At 70.0% G+C, this 21,027-nt stretch carries 23 protein-coding genes and 1 tRNA gene; 8 read left to right on the top strand and 16 right to left on the bottom strand.

From position 1 onward, the window contains the following. Window positions 1-22: 22 nt before the first annotated feature. The 5 genes from groL to IM777_RS04610 all read right to left on the bottom strand — a co-directional run bounded on the left by groL (window position 23) and on the right by IM777_RS04610 (window position 4,075). Window positions 23-1,642: a chaperonin GroEL gene (gene groL, locus IM777_RS04630; RefSeq protein ID WP_071044467.1), complete on the bottom strand. Its 1,620-nt coding sequence runs from the start codon at window positions 1,640-1,642 to the stop codon at window positions 23-25. A 181-nt stretch (window positions 1,643-1,823) separates the two neighbouring features. Next, window positions 1,824-2,027, bottom strand: a complete 204-nt coding sequence (locus IM777_RS04625; RefSeq protein WP_071044466.1) for a cold-shock protein — start codon at window positions 2,025-2,027, stop codon at window positions 1,824-1,826. Window positions 2,028-2,168: 141 nt separating this feature from the next. Continuing rightward, complete coding sequence (locus IM777_RS04620) at window positions 2,169-2,768, bottom strand: LytR C-terminal domain-containing protein (RefSeq protein WP_071044465.1); 600 nt, start codon at window positions 2,766-2,768, stop codon at window positions 2,169-2,171. A 55-nt stretch (window positions 2,769-2,823) separates the two neighbouring features. Next, window positions 2,824-3,069, bottom strand: a complete 246-nt coding sequence (locus IM777_RS04615) for a DUF3263 domain-containing protein (RefSeq protein ID WP_071044563.1) — start codon at window positions 3,067-3,069, stop codon at window positions 2,824-2,826. A 28-nt stretch (window positions 3,070-3,097) separates the two neighbouring features. Continuing rightward, complete coding sequence (locus tag IM777_RS04610) at window positions 3,098-4,075, bottom strand: DUF2332 domain-containing protein (protein WP_071044464.1); 978 nt, start codon at window positions 4,073-4,075, stop codon at window positions 3,098-3,100. Between the two features lie 89 nt (window positions 4,076-4,164). On the opposite strand from IM777_RS04610, the gene msrB reads away from it, so the two are divergent. Next, window positions 4,165-4,572, top strand: coding sequence for a peptide-methionine (R)-S-oxide reductase MsrB (gene msrB / locus IM777_RS04605; protein ID WP_071044463.1), 408 nt, complete (start codon window positions 4,165-4,167; stop codon window positions 4,570-4,572). 17 nt (window positions 4,573-4,589) lie between these two features. Then, on the top strand, window positions 4,590-5,120 hold the full coding sequence (locus IM777_RS04600) for a nitroreductase family protein (protein WP_071044562.1): 531 nt from the start codon (window positions 4,590-4,592) through the stop codon (window positions 5,118-5,120). A gap of 3 nt (window positions 5,121-5,123) precedes the next feature. Here IM777_RS04600 and IM777_RS04595 read toward each other — a convergent pair whose 3' ends face one another. The 3 genes from IM777_RS04595 to IM777_RS04585 all read right to left on the bottom strand — a co-directional run bounded on the left by IM777_RS04595 (window position 5,124) and on the right by IM777_RS04585 (window position 7,391). Next, a complete protein-coding gene (locus IM777_RS04595; protein WP_071044462.1) occupies window positions 5,124-6,053 on the bottom strand; it encodes a DMT family transporter in 930 nt (309 codons plus the stop codon). 237 nt (window positions 6,054-6,290) lie between these two features. Next, window positions 6,291-6,366 (bottom strand) — tRNA-Thr (locus tag IM777_RS04590). A 32-nt stretch (window positions 6,367-6,398) separates the two neighbouring features. Beyond that, on the bottom strand, window positions 6,399-7,391 hold the full coding sequence (locus tag IM777_RS04585) for a DsbA family protein (RefSeq protein WP_071044461.1): 993 nt from the start codon (window positions 7,389-7,391) through the stop codon (window positions 6,399-6,401). Window positions 7,392-7,612: 221 nt separating this feature from the next. Between IM777_RS04585 and IM777_RS04580 the strand changes: the two genes are divergently transcribed. Together IM777_RS04580 and IM777_RS04575 are read left to right on the top strand one after the other, a co-directional pair. Further along, window positions 7,613-8,716, top strand: a complete 1,104-nt coding sequence (locus IM777_RS04580) for an ABC transporter ATP-binding protein (protein WP_071044460.1) — start codon at window positions 7,613-7,615, stop codon at window positions 8,714-8,716. A gap of 67 nt (window positions 8,717-8,783) precedes the next feature. Beyond that, window positions 8,784-10,091 (top strand): DUF4032 domain-containing protein, encoded by a 1,308-nt coding sequence (locus tag IM777_RS04575; protein ID WP_071044459.1) that lies wholly within the window; start codon window positions 8,784-8,786, stop codon window positions 10,089-10,091. A gap of 6 nt (window positions 10,092-10,097) precedes the next feature. Here IM777_RS04575 and IM777_RS04570 read toward each other — a convergent pair whose 3' ends face one another. The 3 genes from IM777_RS04570 to cysS are packed head-to-tail and all read right to left on the bottom strand — an operon-like array spanning window position 10,098 to window position 13,163. Next, the gene (locus tag IM777_RS04570) at window positions 10,098-10,736 is read right to left on the bottom strand and encodes an NAD(P)-dependent oxidoreductase (protein WP_071044458.1); all 639 of its coding nucleotides are present in this window, start codon (window positions 10,734-10,736) and stop codon (window positions 10,098-10,100) included. A 26-nt stretch (window positions 10,737-10,762) separates the two neighbouring features. Then, window positions 10,763-11,761, bottom strand: coding sequence for a 23S rRNA (guanosine(2251)-2'-O)-methyltransferase RlmB (gene rlmB, locus IM777_RS04565; RefSeq protein WP_071044457.1), 999 nt, complete (start codon window positions 11,759-11,761; stop codon window positions 10,763-10,765). After that, on the bottom strand, window positions 11,754-13,163 hold the full coding sequence (gene cysS / locus IM777_RS04560) for a cysteine--tRNA ligase (RefSeq protein ID WP_071044456.1): 1,410 nt from the start codon (window positions 13,161-13,163) through the stop codon (window positions 11,754-11,756). The genes rlmB and cysS overlap by 8 nt, the downstream gene beginning before the upstream one ends. A 74-nt stretch (window positions 13,164-13,237) precedes the next feature. On the opposite strand from cysS, the gene IM777_RS04555 reads away from it, so the two are divergent. After that, window positions 13,238-14,158 (top strand): DMT family transporter, encoded by a 921-nt coding sequence (locus IM777_RS04555; protein ID WP_071044561.1) that lies wholly within the window; start codon window positions 13,238-13,240, stop codon window positions 14,156-14,158. Between the two features lie 12 nt (window positions 14,159-14,170). Here the strand turns inward: IM777_RS04555 and ispD are convergent, their stop codons facing one another. After that, on the bottom strand, window positions 14,171-15,376 hold the full coding sequence (ispD, locus tag IM777_RS04550) for a 2-C-methyl-D-erythritol 4-phosphate cytidylyltransferase (RefSeq protein ID WP_071044455.1): 1,206 nt from the start codon (window positions 15,374-15,376) through the stop codon (window positions 14,171-14,173). A 14-nt stretch (window positions 15,377-15,390) separates the two neighbouring features. Continuing rightward, window positions 15,391-15,873, bottom strand: coding sequence for a CarD family transcriptional regulator (locus IM777_RS04545; protein ID WP_071044454.1), 483 nt, complete (start codon window positions 15,871-15,873; stop codon window positions 15,391-15,393). Window positions 15,874-16,001: 128 nt separating this feature from the next. Here IM777_RS04545 and IM777_RS04540 point away from each other — a divergent pair, with 128 nt between their 5' ends. Continuing rightward, window positions 16,002-16,523: a hypothetical protein gene (locus tag IM777_RS04540; protein ID WP_071044453.1), complete on the top strand. Its 522-nt coding sequence runs from the start codon at window positions 16,002-16,004 to the stop codon at window positions 16,521-16,523. Window positions 16,524-16,597: 74 nt separating this feature from the next. Here the strand turns inward: IM777_RS04540 and IM777_RS04535 are convergent, their stop codons facing one another. Both IM777_RS04535 and IM777_RS04530 read right to left on the bottom strand, forming a co-directional pair. Continuing rightward, a complete protein-coding gene (locus tag IM777_RS04535; RefSeq protein ID WP_071044452.1) occupies window positions 16,598-17,281 on the bottom strand; it encodes a response regulator transcription factor in 684 nt (227 codons plus the stop codon). Beyond that, window positions 17,278-18,483: a sensor histidine kinase gene (locus tag IM777_RS04530; RefSeq protein WP_071044451.1), complete on the bottom strand. Its 1,206-nt coding sequence runs from the start codon at window positions 18,481-18,483 to the stop codon at window positions 17,278-17,280. Before IM777_RS04530 ends, IM777_RS04535 begins: the two co-directional genes overlap by 4 nt. A 158-nt stretch (window positions 18,484-18,641) precedes the next feature. On the opposite strand from IM777_RS04530, the gene phoU reads away from it, so the two are divergent. Beyond that, the gene (phoU, locus tag IM777_RS04525; protein ID WP_071044450.1) at window positions 18,642-19,325 is read left to right on the top strand and encodes a phosphate signaling complex protein PhoU; all 684 of its coding nucleotides are present in this window, start codon (window positions 18,642-18,644) and stop codon (window positions 19,323-19,325) included. Between the two features lie 67 nt (window positions 19,326-19,392). On the opposite strand, the gene IM777_RS04520 is transcribed toward phoU, so the two are convergent. Then, window positions 19,393-20,142, bottom strand: coding sequence for a phosphoglyceromutase (locus IM777_RS04520; RefSeq protein WP_194384796.1), 750 nt, complete (start codon window positions 20,140-20,142; stop codon window positions 19,393-19,395). 33 nt (window positions 20,143-20,175) lie between these two features. On the opposite strand from IM777_RS04520, the gene IM777_RS04515 reads away from it, so the two are divergent. Continuing rightward, window positions 20,176-21,018 (top strand): class I SAM-dependent methyltransferase, encoded by an 843-nt coding sequence (locus IM777_RS04515; protein WP_176759403.1) that lies wholly within the window; start codon window positions 20,176-20,178, stop codon window positions 21,016-21,018. Window positions 21,019-21,027: the final 9 nt, after the last annotated feature.

The raw sequence follows: 21,027 nt of genomic DNA, 5'->3' as shown, positions 1-21,027 counted from the left end.
TTCGCGACCTCGACCGGTGGGATCAGAAGTCCATGCCGCCGGTGGGGTCTGCCGGAGCGGCCGCGGCCTTCTCGGGCTTGTCGGCGACGACGGCCTCGGTGGTGAGGAACAGACCCGCGATCGACGCGGCGTTCTGCAGCGCCGAACGGGTGACCTTCGCCGGGTCGATGATGCCCTGCTCGAACAGGTCGGCGTACTCGCCGGTCGCGGCGTTCAGACCGTGACCGAGGGGCAGCTCGGCGACCTTGTTGGCCACGACGCCCGGCTCCATGCCGGCGTTCAGAGCGATCTGCTTCAGCGGAGCCTCGATCGCGACCTTCACGATGTTGGCGCCGGTCGCCTCGTCACCGGTGAGCTCGACGTTCGCGAACGCGCCCTTGCCGGCCTGGATGAGGGCCACGCCACCACCGGCGACGACACCCTCCTCGACGGCGGCCTTCGCGTTGCGGACGGCGTCCTCGATGCGGTGCTTGCGCTCCTTGAGCTCGACCTCGGTCGCCGCACCCGCCTTGATGACGGCCACGCCGCCGGCGAGCTTGGCGAGGCGCTCCTGGAGCTTCTCGCGGTCGTAGTCGCTGTCGGTGTTGTCGATCTCGCGACGGATCTGGGTCACGCGACCCTCGATCTGGTCCGCCTCGCCGGCGCCCTCGACGATCGTGGTCTCGTCCTTGGTGATGATCACCTTGCGAGCACGGCCGAGGAGGTCCAGCGTGGTGTTCTCGAGCTTGAGACCCACCTCTTCGGTGATGACCTGGCCGCCGGTGAGGATCGCGATGTCCTGCAGCTGAGCCTTGCGACGGTCGCCGAAGCCGGGAGCCTTGACGGCAGCCGACTTGAAGATGCCGCGGATCTTGTTCAGCACCAGGGTCGCGAGGGCTTCGCCCTCGACGTCCTCGGCGATGATGAGGAGCTCCTTGCCGTCCTGGATCACCTTGTCGACGATCGGCAGAAGGTCCTTGATGTTCGAGATCTTCTGGTTCGCGATGAGGATGTAGGGGTCCTCGAAGACGACTTCCTGACGCTCGGGGTCGGTGACGAAGTAGGGGTTGATGTACCCCTTGTCGAAGCGCATGCCCTCGGTGAGCTCGAGCTCGGTGCCGAAGGTCTGCGACTCCTCGACGGTCACGACGCCTTCCTTGCCGACCTTGTCGATCGCCTCGGCGATGAGCTCGCCGATCTCGGGGTCAGCGGCGGAGATCGACGCGGTCGCGGCGATCTGCTCCTTCGACTCGACCTCCTTGGCGTCGGCCAGCAGCTGGTCGGTGATCATCTTGACGGCCTTCTCGATGCCGCGCTTGAGCGAGATCGGGTCGGCGCCGGCTGCGACGTTGCGCAGACCCTCGCGGACGAGTGCCTGAGCGAGAACGGTGGCGGTCGTGGTGCCGTCGCCCGCGACGTCGTCGGTCTTCTTGGCGACCTCCTTGACGAGCTCCGCGCCGATCTTCTCGTACGGGTCGTCGAGTTCGATCTCCTTGGCGATCGAGACGCCGTCGTTGGTGATGGTGGGGGCGCCCCACTTCTTCTCCAGCACGACGTTGCGCCCACGCGGGCCCAGGGTCACCTTGACGGCGTCGGCCAGCGTGTTGAGGCCGCGCTCGAGGCCGCGACGGGCCTCTTCATCGAAAGCGATCATCTTTGCCATGTGTGTGTCGTCCCTCCCGGACGTTGGCCTTCGGTCATTAGCACTCGTATGAGACGAGTGCTAATACATTCTGGCACTCGCCCCCGGGGAGTGCAAGCCACCGTCCGTGTTCACGACGAAGGGCGGGATGCCGCAGCATCCCGCCCTTCCTCACGCGCTCGGCGCGCGACGTGACGGCGCGTCAGGCGACGACGCGAACGGACTCCGCCTGCGGGCCCTTCTGGCCCGACCCGACGGTGAACTCGACCGCCTGTCCTTCTTCGAGCACGCGGAAACCGCTCATCTCGATGTTGGAGTAGTGGACGAAGACGTCCTGCCCGTCGGTCACGGTGATGAAGCCGAAACCCTTCTCGGCGTTGAACCACTTGACGGTGCCCTGAGCCATGCGAATCTCCTGTAGTGCGGTGGGACAGGCTCATCGTAGGCAGACGCGAATTCACCGAACCGCCATCACAGCAACTGTTGACAGGGGCGCATAGAAGTATTTACCGGCGTGAAACAACCGCTGGTCCCGAGGGGGTTCGCGTCAGGGAGCGGGCGTCTCCTCCGACGCGCTGTCGGTGTGGTCGAGGCCGATGACCACGGTCAGCTGAGCCGATTCGCTCTCGTCGACGTCTTCGGTGGCGGCGTCGTCGGTCGGCTGGTAGAAGTCGCTCTGCTCGATGCGTGCCCCACCGAGCAGCTCGGCGACGCCCGCCGCGGCGGCTTCGTCGCCCGGGAAGGCGTAGTACACGGTCGTCTCGGCGAAGTCGGAGGTTCCCGCTTCGCTCGCGTTGACCTGATCCGCGGACCACCCGGCCTCGACGAGCACGTCCTTGACCTGCGTGGCGAGACCCGCCTCGGGCGTGGCGTTGAGCACGAGCACGTCGTACGCGGTGTCGATCACCGGCTCGATGGTCGCCGTGGGCGTCGGCTCGGGAGCGGCGTCGGGAGCGAGGGAGACGCGTCCGCTGAGGACCAGCGTCGCGAAGATGCCCGCGACGATGAGCACGAGAGTGGCGACCGCGGCCCACAGGAAGACGACCCACCCGCGCATGTGCGGGTTCTCGGCCCGGTGGGCGCCGACGCGCCCGCTGTCCGCGGGGAGGTCGTCGAAGCGATCCCGCGGGTAGGTCGATTTCGGCACCCCACGATGCTACCGGCACCCGTCGGTGAACCCGGGAATCCGCCCCGAGGGCCGCTCAGCCCGGCATCGACCGGGTCGCGCGCCCGGATTCGGACACGTCGCGGCGCCGCCGCAGGCGCTTCACCAGCATCGGGTCATGACGCTGCGCCTCGACCGTGTCGATCAGCCGGTCGAGCAGCTGATAGTAGCGAGCCGGGGCGAGCCCGAGTTCCGCGCGGATCGCCTCCTCCTTGGCTCCGACGTGGCGATGCCACTGCGCCTCGAAATCGAGGAGCGCACGGTCGCGGTCGGAGAGGGACACGTCGTCCACGGTAACCGTGCCGGCACCGTCATCCCGTAAGCCACTCCAGGGATGCGGCGAGCGGATCCGCGTAGGCCAGCGGCGCGCCGTCGCGGTGCAGCACGAACCGGCCCGCACCCGGGTCGACGGGCGCGGTCCACCAGTCGTGCGCCTGCGGCGGGTCCAGCGACACCCAGATGGCCCCGGTGTCGGCGATGGCGCCGATGAGCCGCTCACGCGCCGCCCGGGGCAGGTGGGGCAGGAGCCCCAGAGTCGACACGACCGGGGTGAGCCCGTCGGGCATCCCCGAGAGAAGCCGAGGGACGAGATCGGGATCGCTCGCGTCGCCGGATGCCACCTCGATCGGCTCGCGACGGGCGAGATCGAGCGCGGCCTCGATCCGCTGCGCTCGACCCCGCTCCCCCGGCCACACCAGGGCCATGAGGAAGGCGCGGTCATCGGGATCGCCCGCCGACATCGGTGTGAGGTCGGCGCCCATCCGCCACCGGATCTCAGGCAGGCGCAGCGGAGCGTCGCCCGTGATGTTCGCGTCGAGGACGACCGGCGACATGCCGGAAGGCGGGTCGAGTCGCACGTCAGGGTGATCCGGCCGGCGGTAGCGGTACGAGTAGCGGTCGGGCTGCAGACAGAGACCGGCGCTCGCACCCACCTCGAGGAAGCCGATCGGTCCGGGGATCGTCGCGAGCGCCGGCAGCAGGGCGGCGCACCGCAGGGGCTCGTTGGTCTGCAGGGAGCGTCGCGACGTCTCGGCGACGACGGCGTCGGCGTGCTCCAGGAGCCAGTCGCGCCAACGCGAGAAGGCCTGCTCGGGCGCGCCCAGCATCCGTGTGACGGCGAACACGAGCGGTGGCTGCCGGCGAGAGGCCGGGATGCGCGCGAGCACGTGGCACACGTCGACGTCGTCGGCGACACCCGCCGCCCACTCCGCATAGAGAGAGGATCGTGACGGAGCCTCAGCCACCGCGAACCGCCGATAGCGATCGGCGACGTCGGCCACGGCATCCATGCGCCCATTGTCCGCTGTCGGCGTCATCATCGTCACACTCGGCGCCCGATGCGGCGCGCTGCGGTTGAATGGAGGGGAAGGAGATCTCCATGGACTATTCCGTCGACAAGACCGACGCGCAGTGGCGCGAAGAGCTCACCCCCGAGCAGTACCAGGTGCTGCGCGAGGCCGGCACCGAGCGTCCCTGGACCGGTGAACTCCTCGACGAGGAGCGCGCCGGGCTCTACACGTGTGCCGCGTGCGGCGCCGAGCTGTTCAAGAGCGGCACCAAGTTCGACTCCCACTGCGGCTGGCCGAGCTTCTACGAGTCGATCCGCCCCGACGCGGTGCAGCTGCTCGAGGACAACAGCCACGGCATGGAGCGCACCGAGGTGCGCTGTGCGTCCTGCGGCTCGCACCTCGGTCACGTGTTCCCCGACGGCTTCGGCACCCCCACCGGCGACCGTTACTGCATGAACTCCCTCTCGATGAACTTCACGCCCGAGAACGACGCGTGACCACAGTCGCCGAGGCGATGCGCCGGCGGCGCTCGCTGTCGAAGGTCACCGACGCGGCTCCCAGCCACGACGAACTGCTCGATCTCGTGGCCGCTGCCGGACGCGTGGCCGACCACTCGTCGCTGAAGCCGTGGCGGATCATCGAGATCCGCGGGTCCGGACGCGAACGTCTCGGCCGCGCCCTCAACAAGGCAGAGGGACGCAAGGGCGTTTCGACCAAGCCCCTGCGCGCGCCGCTCGTGCTCGCCGTCGTCGTGCGCTTCCGCAAGAGCAAGGTGCCGCACTGGGAGCAGGAGGCCGTCGCCTCGGGTGTCGCCCACATGCTGAGCCTCGCCCTCGACGACGCCGGCTGGGGCGTTTTCTGGCGCACCGGCGGCGCGACGCGGAGCAAGGCGGTCGCGAAGGCCCACGGACTGGCGAAGAACGAGGAGCTCCTCGGGTGGCTCTACGTCGGCGGCAAGCCGACGCGGTCGAGGCCGCTGCGCGGCAAGGAGATCGACCCGACGACCTTCGTCTCGTCGATGCCCGGCAAGAAGCGCTCGCGCTGACCCTCAGCGCCGACGGCGCGGGAACACGGCGATCGCCGCACCGAGCAGAGCGACCGCCGACACCGTCAGTCCGATGAGCACTCCGGGACTCGCCGTCGTCGGCCACAGCGCATCGAGCAGGACCGACGTCAGGAGCTGACCGACGACGGCGCCGAGCCCCATGAGCAGCACCCCGGTGTAGGGCACCACGGCGGCGCCGATGAAGATGTATGCGACGCCGCACGCGCCGCCGATGTAGAGCCACGGCTCCGCGGGGAAGGCCGCGGGCGCTCCGACGATGGCGACGTGCACGGCTGCCGCGACGAGCAAGACGATGGTGCCGCCGGCGAAGTTCACCGCCGTGGCCGTGAGCGCAGAGCCGACGCGCTGCCGCAGGCGCCCGTTCGTCGCCTGCTGCCACGCGATGCCGGCTCCCACGAGGAACGGCAGCAGCAGCATCCACCACGGCACGCTGTTCACCGGCGAACCCGCCACCGACAGCAGCACCGCGGCGACGGCGATGGCCGCCCCCACGACGCGGGACACGGTCACGGCGACGACACCCGCCGGTCCGTAGCCGATCCGGTCGAGCACGAGTGCGCTCACCGCCTGCCCCGCGACCATTCCCACGGTGAACAGCGAGACGCCGATCACGGCCACGGTCAGGCTCTGGGTGGCGACGCTGAACGCCCCGGCGAGACCGCCGACGAGCATCCACACCGGCAGCGTGCGCAGGCGCAGTCCGTGCGCCAGCGTCACGACGCCCCGGCGCCCGGCGGGCAGGGCGGCGCTGAGAGCGACGAGGATCAGGAGGCCGGAGCCGAAGGACACCGCCGCGGCGACGAAGCCGTCCGTCAGCGCCGCTCCGAGAGAGCCGTTGACGCGAGCCTGCACCGCGGTCAGAACACCGATCGCCACGGCACCCGCCATTGCGAGCGTTCGATGGGCGGCCATCCCCCCATCCTGCCCGCCCCGAGATGGAGCCGAGGACGGGACTCGAACCCGTAACCGCCCGATGACAACGTCGGAGTCGACACCAAGGGCACCAATGGAGCCGAGGACGGGACTCGAACCCGTAACCGCCCGATGACAACGTCGGGGTCGACACCAAGGGCACCGATGGAGCCGAGGACGGGACTCGAACCCGTAACCGCCCGATGACAACGTCGGGGTCGACACCAAGGGCACCGATGGAGCCGACTACGGGACTCGAACCCGTAACCGCCCGATTACAAGTCGGGTGCGCTACCAATTGCGCCAAGTCGGCAAGGGGTCCAGTCTACCCAGCCGACGCGCGGCTCACGATGTGGGGCTCGGGGTGGGAGCCGGGGTGGCCTCGTAGTAGGCGTCGCTGGAGACGGTCAGCACGAACTGCGCGAACTCCTTGGCGTTGTCGAGCGCTCCCACGTACGGCGTTCCGTTCACGAGCACCATGGGGGTGCCGGTGAGCGAGATGTCGTCGGTGTCGGGGATGCCGTCGAGTGCGCGGTCGGTGGCGGTCTTGGCCCACGCGGCGAACTTCTCCTCGACGATGCAGTCGCGCACCGTCTGCGGGTCGTCCGCGCCGGAAGCCTGAGCGAGGTCGGCGAGCTCGATGTCGGTATAGCCGTCGGTGTCGAGCTCGGGCTGCTGGCGCAGCAGGGTGTCGTTGAACTTGAAGAAGTCGTCGGGCGAGTAGTGCGCCATGCACGCGGCGGCGCTCGCGGCACGGATGGAGTACTTGGTGCCGTTCGACTTCGCGGTGAGCATCGCGACCGGGTAGTAGCTGAGGGTCGCGGCGTCTTCACTGACCCACTTCTGCAGCTGCTGTACGTTGGCGACCTGGAAGTCCTGCGCGCCGCTGGAGAGGTAGTCGACGTAGATGCGGATGTCGACGACGCCGGGTTCGGGCGTCTCGACCGGCTCCGCCTGGGCGGACATCGCGGCGTTCCCGGACGAGTCGCTCTCGTCGTCGGCCTCTTCCTCGCCCGCTGCGCTGTCGTCCATCTCCGTCGTGGTCGGCTCCGCGCCGACCGAGCCGACACCGGTCACATCGGTGACCTCGAAGCCGTCCTCGGTGACGTTCGCCGGCTGCGCCATCGGGCGCGAGGCGTTGCTGGAGACCGTCCAGGTGATCACGACGGCGACGGCGGCCACCACCGCCACGATGACCGTCGCGAGCGAGACCCGCTGGATCAGACGGGTGCGCGACTGTCGCTGCTGCACCTGCTTCGCCTTCGCGCGCACGGCGTCTCGGCGGTCGCCAGGGGTCGTTTCGGGACTGGTGTCGGGAGTCGATTCGTCGTGTGACATGGAACCTCGTAGGAGAACGTCGGCCGTAATGCTCCGGCGCGCCGCTCGGGGAGCGCGGCGTGGACGATGCTAGTCACCGACCCTGGGAAATGCCCAGACACCTCCGGTTCTTTGCCGCGTGGCATACTGGAGACACGCCCGATGGTGGGCGTGCGGGAGAGCCCCCGCTTCCATTCACTACGGATCGTCCGGCACGTACCTGCCGGTGAAGGAGAAAGACCATGGCGTCCGTCACGTTCGACAACGCAACCCGCTTGTACCCCGGAGGCCAGCGCCCCGCCGTCGACAAGCTCAACCTCGAGGTCGCCGATGGCGAGTTCCTCGTTCTCGTCGGCCCCTCCGGCTGCGGAAAGTCCACCTCGCTGCGCATGCTCGCCGGCCTCGAAGAGGTCAACTCGGGTGCCATCCGCATCGGCGAGCGCGACGTGACCGACGTGCCGCCGAAGGATCGCGACATCGCGATGGTGTTCCAGAACTACGCGCTCTACCCGCACATGACCGTCGCCGAGAACATGGGCTTCGCGCTCAAGATCGCCGGCGTCGGCAAGGAGGAGCGCGCCCAGCGCGTGCTGGAAGCCGCCAAGCTGCTCGACCTCGAGGAGTACCTGACGCGCAAGCCCAAGGCCCTGTCGGGTGGTCAGCGTCAGCGTGTGGCCATGGGCCGCGCGATCGTGCGTCAGCCGCAGGTGTTCCTCATGGACGAGCCGCTGTCGAACCTCGATGCGAAGCTGCGTGTGCAGACCCGCACCCAGATCGCGTCGCTGCAGCGTCGCCTGGGCGTCACGACCGTCTACGTCACGCACGACCAGACCGAGGCCCTCACCATGGGTGACCGCATCGCGGTGCTCAAGGACGGCATCCTGCAGCAGGTCGGCACCCCGCGCGACCTGTACGAGCGGCCGAACAACGTGTTCGTCGCCGGATTCATCGGCTCGCCGGCCATGAACCTCTTCCCCGCTCCGCTCGCCGAGGGTGGCGTGCAGTTCGGCTCCGAGGTCGTGCCGCTGGACCGCGACACGGTCGGCCGCGCGCACGGCAGCGAGGTCACCATCGGCGTCCGCCCGGAGGACATCGTCGTCGGCCCGGCCGACGGCAAGGGCCTGCCGGTCACCGTCGACCTCGTCGAGGAGCTGGGCGCAGACGGCTACCTCTACGGCCACACCGACATCAACGGCAAGCGCACCGACATCGTCGCCCGCGTCGACGGTCGCAACCACCCCCACTCGGGTGAGACCGTGACCCTGGCCGCGACGGCCGGACACGTGCACGCCTTCGACGTCGAGACGGGCGAGCGCCTCAACGACGCTCCCGTGCTCTCGGAGTAGTCACCGACGCACGTACAGCGCGGGTGGGTCTCGGATCCACCCGCGCTGTACTGTTTTCGGAAGGATCATGCGCGAATCACTCTCCATCACCGCCAGCTCCGTCGACCCGGCACTCTTGGCTCTGCCCTGGTCTACGCCGCTCGCCGAATGGCCCACGAGCACGATCGTCTTCCTCCCCAAGGGCATCTCACGGCACCTGGTGCGCTTCGCGAGCCTCTCCGGCCGTGTCGTGGCGATCAAGGAGACGACCGAGGAGATGGCGCGTCGTGAGTACGACATGCTCGGAAACCTCCACCGACTGGATGCGCCCTGCGTGGAACGCATCGCGGTCATCGCGGGCCGCACCGACGCCGACGGCGCGCCGCTTCCCGCCGCCCTCGTCACCGCGCACCTGAAGTTCTCCCTCCCCTACCGCGCCCTCTTCACGCAGGTCCTGCGTCCGGACACCGCGACACGCCTCGTGGATGCGCTCGCCGCCCTTCTGGTGCGACTGCACAACGTCGGATTCTTCTGGGGCGACGTGTCGCTGTCGAACACCCTCTTCCGCCGCGACGCCGGCGCCTTCGCCGCCTACCTCGTCGATGCCGAGACGGGCGAGCTCCACGAGGCCGGCCTCACCCGCGGTCAGCGCGAGCACGATCTCGACGTCGCACGCACGAACATCGCCGGCGAGATCATGGACCTCGAAGCGGGCGGGCGCCTGGAGGGCGGGGTCGACGCACTCGCCGTCGCCGACGGCATCGTGGAGTCCTACCACTCGCTGTGGGCGGCCCTCACCGACCGGGAATCGTTCGGCGCCGACGAATCGTGGCGCATCACCGAGCGCGTGCAGCGCTTGAACGCCCTCGGCTTCGACATCGGCGAGATGTCGATCACCACCACCGACGACGGCACGCGGGTGTCCATTCAGCCCAAGGTCGTGGATGCCGGTCACCACCAGCGTCGGCTGCTGCGCCTGACCGGTCTCGACGTCGAGGAGAACCAGGCCCGGCGCCTGCTCAACGACCTCGACGAGTTCCGCGCCCGCATCTCACGCCTCGGAGGCGATGAGGAGGTCGTCGCGCACGAGTGGCTGACGCGCGTCTTCGAGCCGGTCGTGATGGCAATCCCGTACGACCTGCGCGCGAAGCTCGAGCCGGCCGAGGTGTACCACCAGGTCCTCGAGCACCGCTGGTACCTCTCGCAGTCGCGCGGCGGCTCGGTGCCGCTCGCCGAAGCGCTGGGGAGCTACGTCGACGACGTGCTGCGGCACCGTCGTGACGAAGCGACCGTCATGGGGCCGCCTACCGAGACCACGTCGCTCCCCGTGATCACCGCCGATCTGCCGACCGTCGACGACGACAGCGGCGCGGTGGACTGGCGCGACCTCGTCTGAGAGTAGTCAGTAGCCGACCGAGAACGCCTCGCGCGCGTGGCGCGGCTGCTCGATCTCATCCACGACCGCCACGGCCAGGTCGGCGCCGGAGATCATCGACTCGCCATCGGGATCGACCACGAGCACGGGACCGCCGTCTCGGTACGATCCCGTGCGCTCACCCGGGTTCCACGGCCCGAACCCGCCGGCGGGATGCACGTAGAACCAGTCGCGTTCCGCGCCCGCCTCGAGGTCTTCCAGGATGGCGAGGGCCTCGAGCGCTTCGGGCTTGTACTCCTCGGCGAACTCCGGGGTGTGCACCAGGCGCGGTCCGTCCGGGCTCACGCGGCTGCCGCCGGCGCCCCCGATCACGCCGAGTCTCACCTCCGGCGGAAGCTCTGCGACGAGCTCTGCGACCGCCGGTCGCAGCATCCCCGCCATGTCACCGCGGGCGGCGACGGCGACGATCACGACCTCGACCCCCTGCATCTCGGTCACGAGCGTCGGCACATCGAGGATGCTGCCCTCGAGGTACATCGCGTGCTCGACGCGATCGGAGACCGCCTTGCGCGCGACGACCAGTACCGTGTGCCCGCGCTGGGCCGCCTCGGCGACGATGTGACGACCGGCGTACCCGGTCCCTCCGATGACGGCGATGCGGGACATGCGCTTCCTTTCGATCGGCGCCGCGCTCAGCCCTGGGCGGCGCGGGCGGTGGCGACCTGATAGAGGGCGACGGATGCCGCGATGCCGGCGTTGAGGGACTCCGTCGCCGCGGAGATCGGGATGGACACGATCTGGTCGCACGTCTCGGTCACCAGGCGGGAGAGCCCCTTGCCCTCGGAGCCGACGACGATCACGACCGGCCGGTCGGCCAGTTCGAGCTTCGGCAGCGACACGTCGCCGCCGCCGTCGAGCCCGAGCACGAAGACCCCCTGCTTCTTGTACTCCTTGAGCGTGGAGGTGAGGTTCGGCGCGACGGCGACCGGGATGCGAGCGGCCGCGCCGGCGCTGGTCTTCCACGCGGCGGAGTTGACACTGGCCGAGCGTCGCTGGGGCAGGATGATCCCCTGACCGCCGAACGCGGCGGTCGAGCGGATGATGGCCCCGAGGTTGCGCGGGTCGGTCACCCCGTCGAGGGCGACCAGGAGCGGGGTCGCGCCGGTGTCGAGCACCTGCTCGAGCAGGTCCTGCGGGTGCGCGTACTCGTACGGCGGCACCTTGAGGGCGACACCCTGATGCACGCCGTCGAATCCGGCCATGCGGTCGAGCTCCGGCCGGGTGACCTCGAGGATCGCGATCTCGCGGTTCGTGGCGATCGACAGCATCTCCTTGACGCGATCGTCCATCTCCACCCGCTGCGCCACGTAGAGCGCCGTGGCCGGGATGCGCGCACGCAGCGCCTCGAGCACGGAGTTGCGCCCGGTGACGGTCTCGGTGTCGTCGGAGGACCCGCGGCCGGAGCGGTTCGGGTTCGAGCCCTGGGGCTTCGCCCCCGCACGCCCCTTACCACCCGCGGCGACGTAGCGTTCCTGGGCGGCCTTGCGCTTGCCGGCGGGGTGCCAGGCGCGGTCCTCCGCCTTGGGCGTGGGGCCCTTGCCCTCGAGCGACCGCCGCTTCTGTCCGCCGGACCCCTTCGTGGGGCCCTTCTTCTTGCCCCGGCTCGCGCCGGGTCGTCCTGGCTTAGCCATCGCTCAAGCTCCAGTGTGTTCCATCGGGGGTGTCTTCCAGGGTGATGCCGGCGGCGGCGACGGCGTCGCGGATCCGATCGGCCGTGGCCCAGTCCTTCGTCGCGCGCGCATCGGCCCGCTGCGTGATCATCGTCTGCACGAGCGCATCGAGCGCCGTCGCGTGCGCGTCGCCGGTGTCGCTGCGCCACATCGGATCGAACGGGTCGATGCCGAGCACGCCGGTCATCGCGGCGACGTCGGCGAAGGCGCGCAGCGCCGCATCCCGATCCCCCGCCTCCAGTGCCGCGTTGCCCGCCCGGACGGTCTCGTGCAGCACGGCGAGCGCCTGCGGCACACCGAGGTCGTCGTCCATCGCCGCCGCGAACCGGTCGGGGATCTCGGCCGTCACGCGCAGATCGACCGTGTCGTCGCGCAGCGTGCGCACGGCGCGATCGAGGAAGCCTCGGATGCGATCGAGTGCGGCCTCGGCCTCGGCGAAGCTCGACGCGGAGATGTCCAGGCTCGACCGGTAGTGGGCGCCGGCGAGCGCGTAGCGCACGACGAGCGGATCACGATCGGCGAGCACCTCGTCGGCGAGCAGGACGTTGCCGATCGACTTCGACATCTTCTGGTCGCCGACGGTGACGAGGCCGTTGTGCACCCAGTACCGGGCGAAGCCGTCGCCGGCGGCGGTGGACTGGGCGAGTTCGTTCTCGTGGTGCGGGAAGCGCAGATCGAGGCCGCCGCCGTGGATGTCGAAGTCGCCGCCGAGATAGCGGCGGGACATCGCGGAGCACTCGATGTGCCATCCCGGGCGCCCCGCGCCCCACGGCGAGTCCCACGACGCGCTGGACGGCTCCCCCGGCTTGGCGCCCTTCCACAGGGCGAAGTCGTGGGGATCGCGCTTGCCGCGCGGATCGGCGTCGGCCGCGGTCTCCATCGCGTCGACCTTCTGACGCGTCAGGTCTCCGTAGGCGGCCCAGGAGCGCACGTCGAAGTAGACGTCGCCCGCGGCGGCGTAGGCGTGACCGCGATCGATCAGCCGCGAGATCAGCGAGATCATCTGCGGGATGGAGCCCGTCGCCCGCGGCTCGTAGGTGGGCGGGAGGATGCCGATCGCCGCGTAGGCGCGACTGAACTCCTGCTCCATGCGGTAGGCGAGCGCCCACCACGGCTCGCCGTCGACGGCCTTCTCGAGCACCTTGTCGTCGATGTCGGTGACGTTGCGCACGAAGGTCACGCGGTCGTATCGGTGGGCGAGCCAGCGGCGCAGGATGTCGAAGCTCAGCGCGCCGCGCAGATGCCCCAGGTGGGGCCCCGACTGCACGGTGGGGCCGCAGACGTACACGGTGACGTTCGCGGGATCGATCGGCACGAAGTCACGCAGGAGCTGCGCCTTGGTGTCGTAGAGCCGGAGAGTCACCCGCCCAGCCTACCCGCGGCGCGCCGAGCGGCCGCTCCGGGAGGTGCCGCACCGAGGTGGGGTAGAACGGTGTGGTGCTGCACGTTCTCGCCGTCCTGGTCGCCGCGATGCTGTTCGGCACCACCGGCACCGCGCAGGTGCTCGGCCCCGACGGGACCACGCCGCTGTCGGTCGGCGCGATGCGGCTGATCGTGGGCGGCATCGCCATCGCCGCGATCACCTTCCCCCTCGCCGCCCGTCGAGCGCGGCGGTCGCCGATACCGCGACCTCGGGCGACACCGTGGGCGCTCACCCTGATGGCCCTGACCGCCGTCGCACTGGCCGTCTACCAGCCGCTGTTCTTCCTCGGCACCGCACGCAACGGCGTGGCGGTGGGAACGGTGGTCGCCCTGGGGTCGGCGCCGGTCCTCGCCGGTGTCGCCGAATGGATGCTCACCCGTCGCCGCCCGACCGCGACGTGGATCGGCGCGACCGCTCTCGCCACCGCCGGCGTCGTGATGCTCGGGTTCGCCGGCGGCGGCGAGGCCGGCACGGACCCGGCCGGCCTCGCGGGGTCGCTCGGCGCCGGCGCCAGCTTCGCCGTGATCGCCGTCTCTCAGCGCCGCCTGCTCGACGCCGGGTGGGATCCGTTCCTCGTCGTCGGGGCGATGGGCGCCGGTTCCGGCGTGCTGGCCCTCGGGGCGCTCCCGTTCGTCGACCTCACGTGGCTGGCCGACCCCGCGGGCATCGCCATGACGGCGTGGCTGGGGGTGGCGACGATCGCCGTCGCCTACACCGTGTTCACCTGGGGACTGAGCGGCCTCACCGCCGCGACGGCCGCGACGCTCACCCTGGGTGAGCCGCTGACGGCGACCCTCTTGGGCGTCGTCGTGCTCGGCGAACGCCTGCCGACCGTCGCTCTCCTCGGCCTCGCGGTTCTCGGGGCGGGACTGGCCCTGCTTGCCTGGGGAGCGCGCACTCCGCGCGATCCCGAGCCGTTCGCCGTCGAAGGCTGACGGCGGTTCCGTTCAGGCGGGCAGCACCAGCGCGACGGCGGTGACCGCCACCCCCTCGCCGCGACCCGTGAACCCGAGGCCGTCGGTCGTCGTGGCCGACACCGACACCGGCGCGCCGCCGAGAGCCGCCGAGAGCGCCCTCTCGGCCTCGAGCCGCCGCGGCGAGAAGCGCGGGCGGTTCGCCTGGATCTGCACCGCGACGTTTCCGACGCGCCAGCCCGCCTCCCCGAGAAGGCCCACTGTGCGCGTGAGGAAGACCTCGCCGTGCGCGCCGTCGTACTCCGGGCGGCCCGTGCCGAAGTGGGTTCCGATGTCTCCCAGACCCGCCGCCGACAACAGGGCGTCGACGATGGCGTGTGCCACCGCATCCCCGTCGGAGTGACCCGCCAGGGCCGGTTCCCCCGGCCACGACAAGACCGCGAGACGGAGCTCGCCGCTCGTCGCGAAGGCGTGAACGTCCGTGCCCACGCCCACACGAGGCGCCCCACCGGTTGGGGTGAGCGACGCGCGGCGAACCGGGAGCGGATCCGCCGCGACGAGATGACGGGCGCGCTCGAGGTCGGCCGGCGTGGTGATCTTGAACGCGAGCGGGTCGCCGGCCACGACCGACACGTCGTGCCCCGCCTCCGCCATGAGTGCGGCATCGTCGGTGTGCTCGCGCGTGACGGCGCGGTAGGCGGCATCCAGCGCATCTCGGCGGAAACCCTGCGGCGTCTGCGCCGCGGACAGCTCGGAACGGTCCACCGCTGCAACGACGGCACGATCTTCGACGCGTTTGATCGTGTCGATCACCGGGAGCACCGGGATGACGCCGTCGGCGCCGGCTTCGAGCCCGGCGATCACACGGGCGAAGACATCGGGCGGGGTGAGCGCGCGCGCCGCGTCGTGCACGAGCACGTACCGAACATCACCCCACAGGGCGGCCAGACCCGCGCGCACCGATTCTTGGCGCGAGCCCCCTCCCGTCACGACGGTGACGAGGTCGCGCCGCTCGCCTGCCGCCTCGATCGCCTCGGTCAGCGCGTCGCCCTCCCGCCCGGCGGGGGCGACGACGACCACCTGCGCCGCAGCGGCGCGGAAGACACCGGCGAGGCAGTGCCGCAGCAGCGAATGCTCGTCGATGCCGACGAGCGCCTTCGGTCCGCCGGCGCCCAGTCGGGTGCCGGCGCCGGCCGCGACGACGACGACGGCGACGCGGGGAACGGGTGTGATGCTCACGGCATCCGGGGAGATCAGCTCGCGAGCACCTCGTCGAGCATGACGCTCGCCTTGTCCTCGTCGGTCTTCTCGGCCAGGGCGAGCTCCGAGATCAGGATCTGCTTGGCCTTCGCGAGCATGCGCTTCTCGCCGGCGGAGAGCCCGCGGTCCTGATCGCGGCGCCACAGGTCGCGGACGACCTCGCTCACCTTGATGACATCACCGGAAGCGAGCTTCTCGAGGTTCGCCTTGTAGCGGCGAGACCAGTTGGTGGGCTCCTCGGTGAAGGGGGCACGCAGCACCTCGAAGACCTTGTCGAGGCCTTCCTTGCCGATCACGTCGCGGACGCCGACGAGGTCGACGTTCTCCGCCGGAACCTCGATGACCAGATCGCCCTGGGTGACGTTGAGCTTCAGGTATTTCTTCGTCTCGCCCTTGATCACACGGTCTTTGACCTCGATGATGGTCGCCGCTCCGTGGTGGGGGTAAACGACGGTTTCGCCAACCTCAAAAAGCATGGAGTTATGTCCCTTCGGCAACCTCCAGAATACCACAGGCGACATACGCTAAGGTTCTCCACCGCGTGCGGTGACCCGTCACGGCCCCGGTCGGCACCCGCGCCGGCGACACCCTAGAATCGGAGACGATGCCGTCATCCGTCCCGGGAGGATCCGTGATCTCGAACAACCGCACCGCTGCGCGGCGACTGGCGTCTCTGGCGCTCGGCGCGGCCGTCGTCCTGGGGGCGACCGGCTGCAGCATGATCTCCACGCAGGCGACGACCATCCAGTACTCGCCGGGTGACGGGATGATGGTCCCCGACACCTCCGGTCCCCTGCAGGTGCGCAACGTGCTCGTGGTCACCGACGACGGCGAGCAGGGCAACCTCGTCGCCGCGGTCGTCAACGGCACCGACAGCGCCGAGACGCTCCGCATCGACATCGGCGACGCCGGGTCGGTGGGCACCGCGACGATCCGCGTCCCCGCGAACACGGTCATCAGCCTCGGGTCCGATGAGACCGAGCCGCTGCTGATCGAAGACCTCGGCGGAGCGATGCCGGGCACCGACATCCCGATGTCGTTCCAGTCGGGCGACGGCGAGACGACCGTCGTGCCCGTGCCGGTGCTCGACGGCGAACAGGACTACCTCGCGCCGCTCGTCCCCTGACGGCCCGCGCCGCGAAGCGGTGAAGGCCCCGGAGCAGATCTCGATCTCCCCCGGGGCCTTCGTCGTCGTCGGGCTCAGGCCTCGAAGCGGTAGCCCAGACCGCGCACGGTCACGAGCATCGTGGGGTCGCTCGGGCTCTGCTCGATGCGCGAGCGGATGCGCTTGATATGCACGTCGAGAGTCTTGGTGTCGCCGAAGTAGTCCGTGCCCCAGACGCGATCGATCAGCTGACCGCGGGTGAGCACGCGACCCGCGTTGCGCATGAGCACCTCCAGCAGCTCGAACTCCTTCAGGGGCATGCTGATCTCGCTGCCGTCGACCGACACGGTGTGGCGATCGATGTCGAGCGTCACACGGCCGCCCTCGAGGATGTGATCTTCGAGGTCGGCCTCGGCCTGCGCGTTGCGGCGGAGCACCGCGCGCATGCGGGCCAGCAGCTCCCGGGTCGAGTACGGCTTCGTGACGTAGTCGTCGGCCCCGAGCTCGAGGCCCACCACGATGTCGACTTCGGAGTCCTTGGCGGTGAGCATGATGATCGGCACCTGCGAGGCGGTGCGCACCTGCCGGCACACCTCGGTGCCGGGCATGCCCGGCAGCATGAGGTCCAGGAGGATGATGTCCGCGCCCCGCTCACGGAACGCCGTCAGCGCGAGCGCGCCGTCCTCGGCGGTCTCGACCTCGTATCCCTCGCGCCGCAGCAGGTAGGCGAGCGGGTCGGCGAGGTCGGGCTCGTCTTCGACGATGAGAACGCGGGTCATCGGGTTTCTCCGTTCAGGGGAGCCTTCATCTTGTCCTTCTTCTTTTTCTTCTTGCGCTTGCCCATCGCGGCGTCGAGCGGCGCGTCGACCAGCGGCAGGCGGATGGTGAAGGTCGAACCCCGCCCGGGGCGCGACCACAGCCGCACCTCTCCGCCGTGCCGCTGGACCGCGTGCTTGACGATCGACAGCCCGAGACCGGTTCCGCCCGTGCGGCGCGAGCGCGCCTGGTCGGCGCGGTAGAAGCGCTCGAAGATGCGCTGCTGGTCGGCCTCCGGGATGCCGATGCCGCGATCGGTGACGGCGATCTCCACGACGTCGTCGACACGTTTGACGCCGACCCCGACCTTGCTGCCGTGCGGCGAGTAGGCGACGGCGTTGACGATCAGGTTGCCGAGGGCTTCGGAGAGCACCTGGGCGTCGCCCCGCACGAACAGCTCTCGATCGCCGCCCCGCACGATCTCCACCCCGGATGCCGCCGCCTGGATCATGCTGGACTCGATCGCGGAGGTGAGCACTTCGTCGACGGCGACATCGCGCGGCTCACTGAGCTCATCGCTGGCCTGGAGGCGGGACAGATTCATGATGCGCGAGGTGAGCGATGCCAGACGCTGAGCCTCCGCGGTCAGCCTCGATGCGAACACCTTCACCTGCTCCGGGTCGTCAGCCGCCGACTCGATGGCTTCGGCGAGCAGAGTCACCGCCCCCACCGGCGTCTTCAGCTCGTGGCTGGTGTTCGCCACGAAGTCGCGGCGCATCTGCTCCACCCGCTCGCGCTCGGTGATGTCGCGCAGCACGATCAGGGTGAGGCGCGGTGACACCCGCGTGGCTCGCACGGTCACGAGGCGCGATTCGGCCGGCGGGGCGCCGCGCATCAGCCGGAGCGTCTCGGCGGTCACGCTCGTGGCGTCCCGCGCTCTCCTCGCCACGCGGCGCAGGTCGTCGCTGCCGAGCGCCGCGGCCTCGACGATGCCGTACGGCGCCGCGGCAGACGATGCGGCGAGCACGGTCGACGAGGCATCGACGATCGCGGCGGGATCCTCCATGCCGTGCAGCACTTCGCGGATCCCGTCGGGAACCGCACGAGAGGAGTGGGCGTGGGCCCGGTCACGCGCCCGGAGGGAGAGGAAGATGACGACGGCGATGCCCGCGCCGATGAGGGAGCCGACCAGGAGCGCGAGCAGCGCGGCAGCCGTCGTGGTCATTGGACCAGCGTAAACGGATCGCGAACGGCCGCTTCGCGCAAGTCCCGATGCCCTCCGCGCGGGATCAGTACTATTCACCCCGGGGGAACCGTTCGTTAACCTTCCCTGACGAGAATCGCCGGGGCCGCACCCCGCACGACCGAAGGAAAGGTGCCGCAATGCGCGAAGTCTTCCACCAGACCCTCGAAGACGTGCAGTCACGTCTCGTCGAGATCTCCGAACTCGTCACGATCGCGATGGAGAAGGCCTCCACCGCGTTCGAGAAGAGCGATGTCTCCCTCGCCGAGGAGGTCATCGAGGCCGACATCATCATCGATGAGAAGGCGGTGGCGCTCGACGAGCTGGCCATCGAGATCCTCGCTCGTCAGCAGCCGGTCGCACGCGACCTGCGCATCGTCGTCAGCGCCCTGCGCATGAGCGCCTCGCTCGAGCGCATGGGCGACATCGCCGAGCACGTCGCACAGCTCGTGCGCATGCGCTTCCCGGAGCGCGTCGTGCCCCACGGCCTGAAGTCCACCTTCACCAAGATGGGCGAGCTCGACGTGGCTGCAGCACGAACCCTCACCGACCTGCTGCGCACCGAGGACCTCCGCCTGGCGGAGCAGATCCGCGAGATCGACGACAAGATCGACGAGCTGCACGTGAGCGTCTTCGAGAAGGTGCTGTCGGAGTCATGGGACCACGAGGCCTCCGCGACCGTCGACGCGACGCTCGCGAGCCGCTTCCACGAGCGCTTCGGCGACCACGCCGTCTCCGTGGCGAAGAAGGTCCTCTACCTCGCCACCGGCGACTGGGCCAGCCACGACCAGGAGATCGACACCACGATCGTCGCATCCGACTGACCTGACACGCACGAACGAAGGGCGGGCTCCGCGATGCGGGCCCGCCCTTCGTTCGTGCGTCGGGAGGTCAGCCCTTGCCCTGCGAGGCGACCGCGGCGGCGCCGGCGGCGGCGGCCTCCGGATCGAGGTACTCGCCGGGGCCCAGCGGGGTCAGGGACTCGTCGAGACGGTAGACGAGCGGGATTCCGGTCGGGATGTTCAGCGCGGCGATGTCGTCGTCGCTGATGCCCTCGAGGTGCTTGACGAGGCCGCGCAGGGAGTTGCCGTGGGCGGTCACCAGCACGGTCTTGCCCGCCTGGAGGTCGGGCACGATGTCGCTGTGCCAGTACGGCAGCATGCGATCGATGACGAGCTTGAGCGACTCGGTCTCGGGCACGTCGCCGTCGATGTCGGCGTAGCGCGGGTCGCCCACCTGGCTGTACTCGGCGTCTGCCGGAAGCGGCGGCGGCGGAACGTCGAAGGACCGACGCCAGAGCATGAACTGCTCCTCGCCGAACTCCTCGAGGGTCTGCGCCTTGTCCTTGCCCTGCAGCGCGCCGTAGTGCCTCTCGTTGAGGCGCCACGTGCGCTTGACCGGGATCCAGAGCCGGTCGGCGGCGTCGAGGGCGATGTCGGCGGTCTGGATGGCGCGGCTCAGCAGCGACGTGTGCAGCACGTCGGGGAGCATCCCTGATTCGGCGAGCAGCGAGCCGCCGCGGGCGGCTTCGGACTTCCCCTGCTCGGTGAGGCGGACATCGACCCACCCGGTGAACTGGTTGGTCTTGTTCCATTCGCTCTGGCCATGGCGGAGGAGGATCAGCGTGTACGGCTCGCTCATACCCGCAATCCTACTGACTGCGAGGATGGTCTCGTGGCCCCATCTCCCCCGTCCTCGCGCACGACGATCGTGGGCCGCGCCACCCGTGGCACTACGGGGACCAACCGTCTCCGTCGCGTGGATCGCTGGCTGGCCCGCCACCCGGCTCTGCGGCGCACGGACGACGCGCTCGTGGTCGACCTGGGTTTCGGCGCGAGCGCAGTCACCTCGCTCGAACTGCACGCACGACTGGCGCGCAGGCGACAGGATGTCGAGGTGCGCGGCCTCGAGATCGATCCCGAGCGCGTAGCGCGCGCGACCGCCCAGCTCGAGCGCGTGCGCTCCGGCGAGACGCCCTTCGCGGCGGCCACGGCCGTGTCCTTCGCGCGGGGTGGCTTCGAGATCCCCACCCCGGACGGTCGTCGACCGGTCGCGATCCGAGCGTTCAACGTGCTGCGGCAGTACGAGGAGTCCGATGTCGCCGGCGCGTGGGACCGCATGACCGCGCGCCTGCAGCCGGGAGGCGTGCTCGTGGAGGGCACGTGCGATGAGATCGGCCGGGTCGCGACGTGGATCGCCGTCGGCGCGGACGGGCGCCCCGCGACCCTCACCCTCTCGCTGCGGCTGACCGACCTCGACTCCCCCGCCGTCGCCGCCGAGCGACTGCCCAAGGCCCTCATCCACCGCAACGTGCCCGGCGAGCCGGTGCACGCCTTCCTGCGCGACCTCGCGGCATCCTGGGAGCGCTCGACCGCGCTGCGAGCCTTCGGGCCGGTGGACCGGTGGCGCCGCACACTCGAGGTCACCGCGGCATCCGGATGGCCGCTGCGGGATCGCTCGAGGTGGCGTCTGGGAGAGGTCACCATCCCGTGGGAGGCGATCGCACCGCAGCCGTGACCGCCGCCG

The organism is Microbacterium luteum, from assembly GCF_015277875.1.
In the GTDB taxonomy this organism is placed as follows: domain Bacteria; phylum Actinomycetota; class Actinomycetes; order Actinomycetales; family Microbacteriaceae; genus Microbacterium; species Microbacterium luteum.
Note: the sequence above shows the minus strand (reverse complement) of the source record. Positions and strands in the feature narration are given on the sequence as shown.

Excerpts from the sequence above, each read along its gene's own strand:
- IM777_RS04625 (WP_071044466.1), bottom strand. The coding sequence starts at position 2,027 with ATGGCTCAGGGCACCGTCAAGTGGTTCAACGCCGAGAAGGGTTTCGGC.
- IM777_RS04580 (WP_071044460.1), top strand. The coding sequence starts at position 7,613 with ATGGCGTCCGTCACGTTCGACAACGCAACCCGCTTGTACCCCGGAGGC.
- IM777_RS04540 (WP_071044453.1), top strand. The coding sequence starts at position 16,002 with ATGCCGTCATCCGTCCCGGGAGGATCCGTGATCTCGAACAACCGCACC.
- phoU (WP_071044450.1), top strand. The coding sequence starts at position 18,642 with ATGCGCGAAGTCTTCCACCAGACCCTCGAAGACGTGCAGTCACGTCTC.
- IM777_RS04530 (WP_071044451.1), bottom strand. The coding sequence starts at position 18,483 with ATGACCACGACGGCTGCCGCGCTGCTCGCGCTCCTGGTCGGCTCCCTC.
- IM777_RS04610 (WP_071044464.1), bottom strand. The coding sequence starts at position 4,075 with ATGGATGCCGTGGCCGACGTCGCCGATCGCTATCGGCGGTTCGCGGTG.
- IM777_RS04600 (WP_071044562.1), top strand. The coding sequence starts at position 4,590 with ATGCGCCGGCGGCGCTCGCTGTCGAAGGTCACCGACGCGGCTCCCAGC.
- IM777_RS04535 (WP_071044452.1), bottom strand. The coding sequence starts at position 17,281 with ATGACCCGCGTTCTCATCGTCGAAGACGAGCCCGACCTCGCCGACCCG.
- groL (WP_071044467.1), bottom strand. The coding sequence starts at position 1,642 with ATGGCAAAGATGATCGCTTTCGATGAAGAGGCCCGTCGCGGCCTCGAG.
- IM777_RS04575 (WP_071044459.1), top strand. The coding sequence starts at position 8,784 with ATGCGCGAATCACTCTCCATCACCGCCAGCTCCGTCGACCCGGCACTC.
- IM777_RS04595 (WP_071044462.1), bottom strand. The coding sequence starts at position 6,053 with ATGGCCGCCCATCGAACGCTCGCAATGGCGGGTGCCGTGGCGATCGGT.
- IM777_RS04570 (WP_071044458.1), bottom strand. The coding sequence starts at position 10,736 with ATGTCCCGCATCGCCGTCATCGGAGGGACCGGGTACGCCGGTCGTCAC.
- msrB (WP_071044463.1), top strand. The coding sequence starts at position 4,165 with ATGGACTATTCCGTCGACAAGACCGACGCGCAGTGGCGCGAAGAGCTC.
- IM777_RS04585 (WP_071044461.1), bottom strand. The coding sequence starts at position 7,391 with ATGTCACACGACGAATCGACTCCCGACACCAGTCCCGAAACGACCCCT.
- IM777_RS04545 (WP_071044454.1), bottom strand. The coding sequence starts at position 15,873 with ATGCTTTTTGAGGTTGGCGAAACCGTCGTTTACCCCCACCACGGAGCG.
- rlmB (WP_071044457.1), bottom strand. The coding sequence starts at position 11,761 with ATGGCTAAGCCAGGACGACCCGGCGCGAGCCGGGGCAAGAAGAAGGGC.
- IM777_RS04520 (WP_194384796.1), bottom strand. The coding sequence starts at position 20,142 with ATGAGCGAGCCGTACACGCTGATCCTCCTCCGCCATGGCCAGAGCGAA.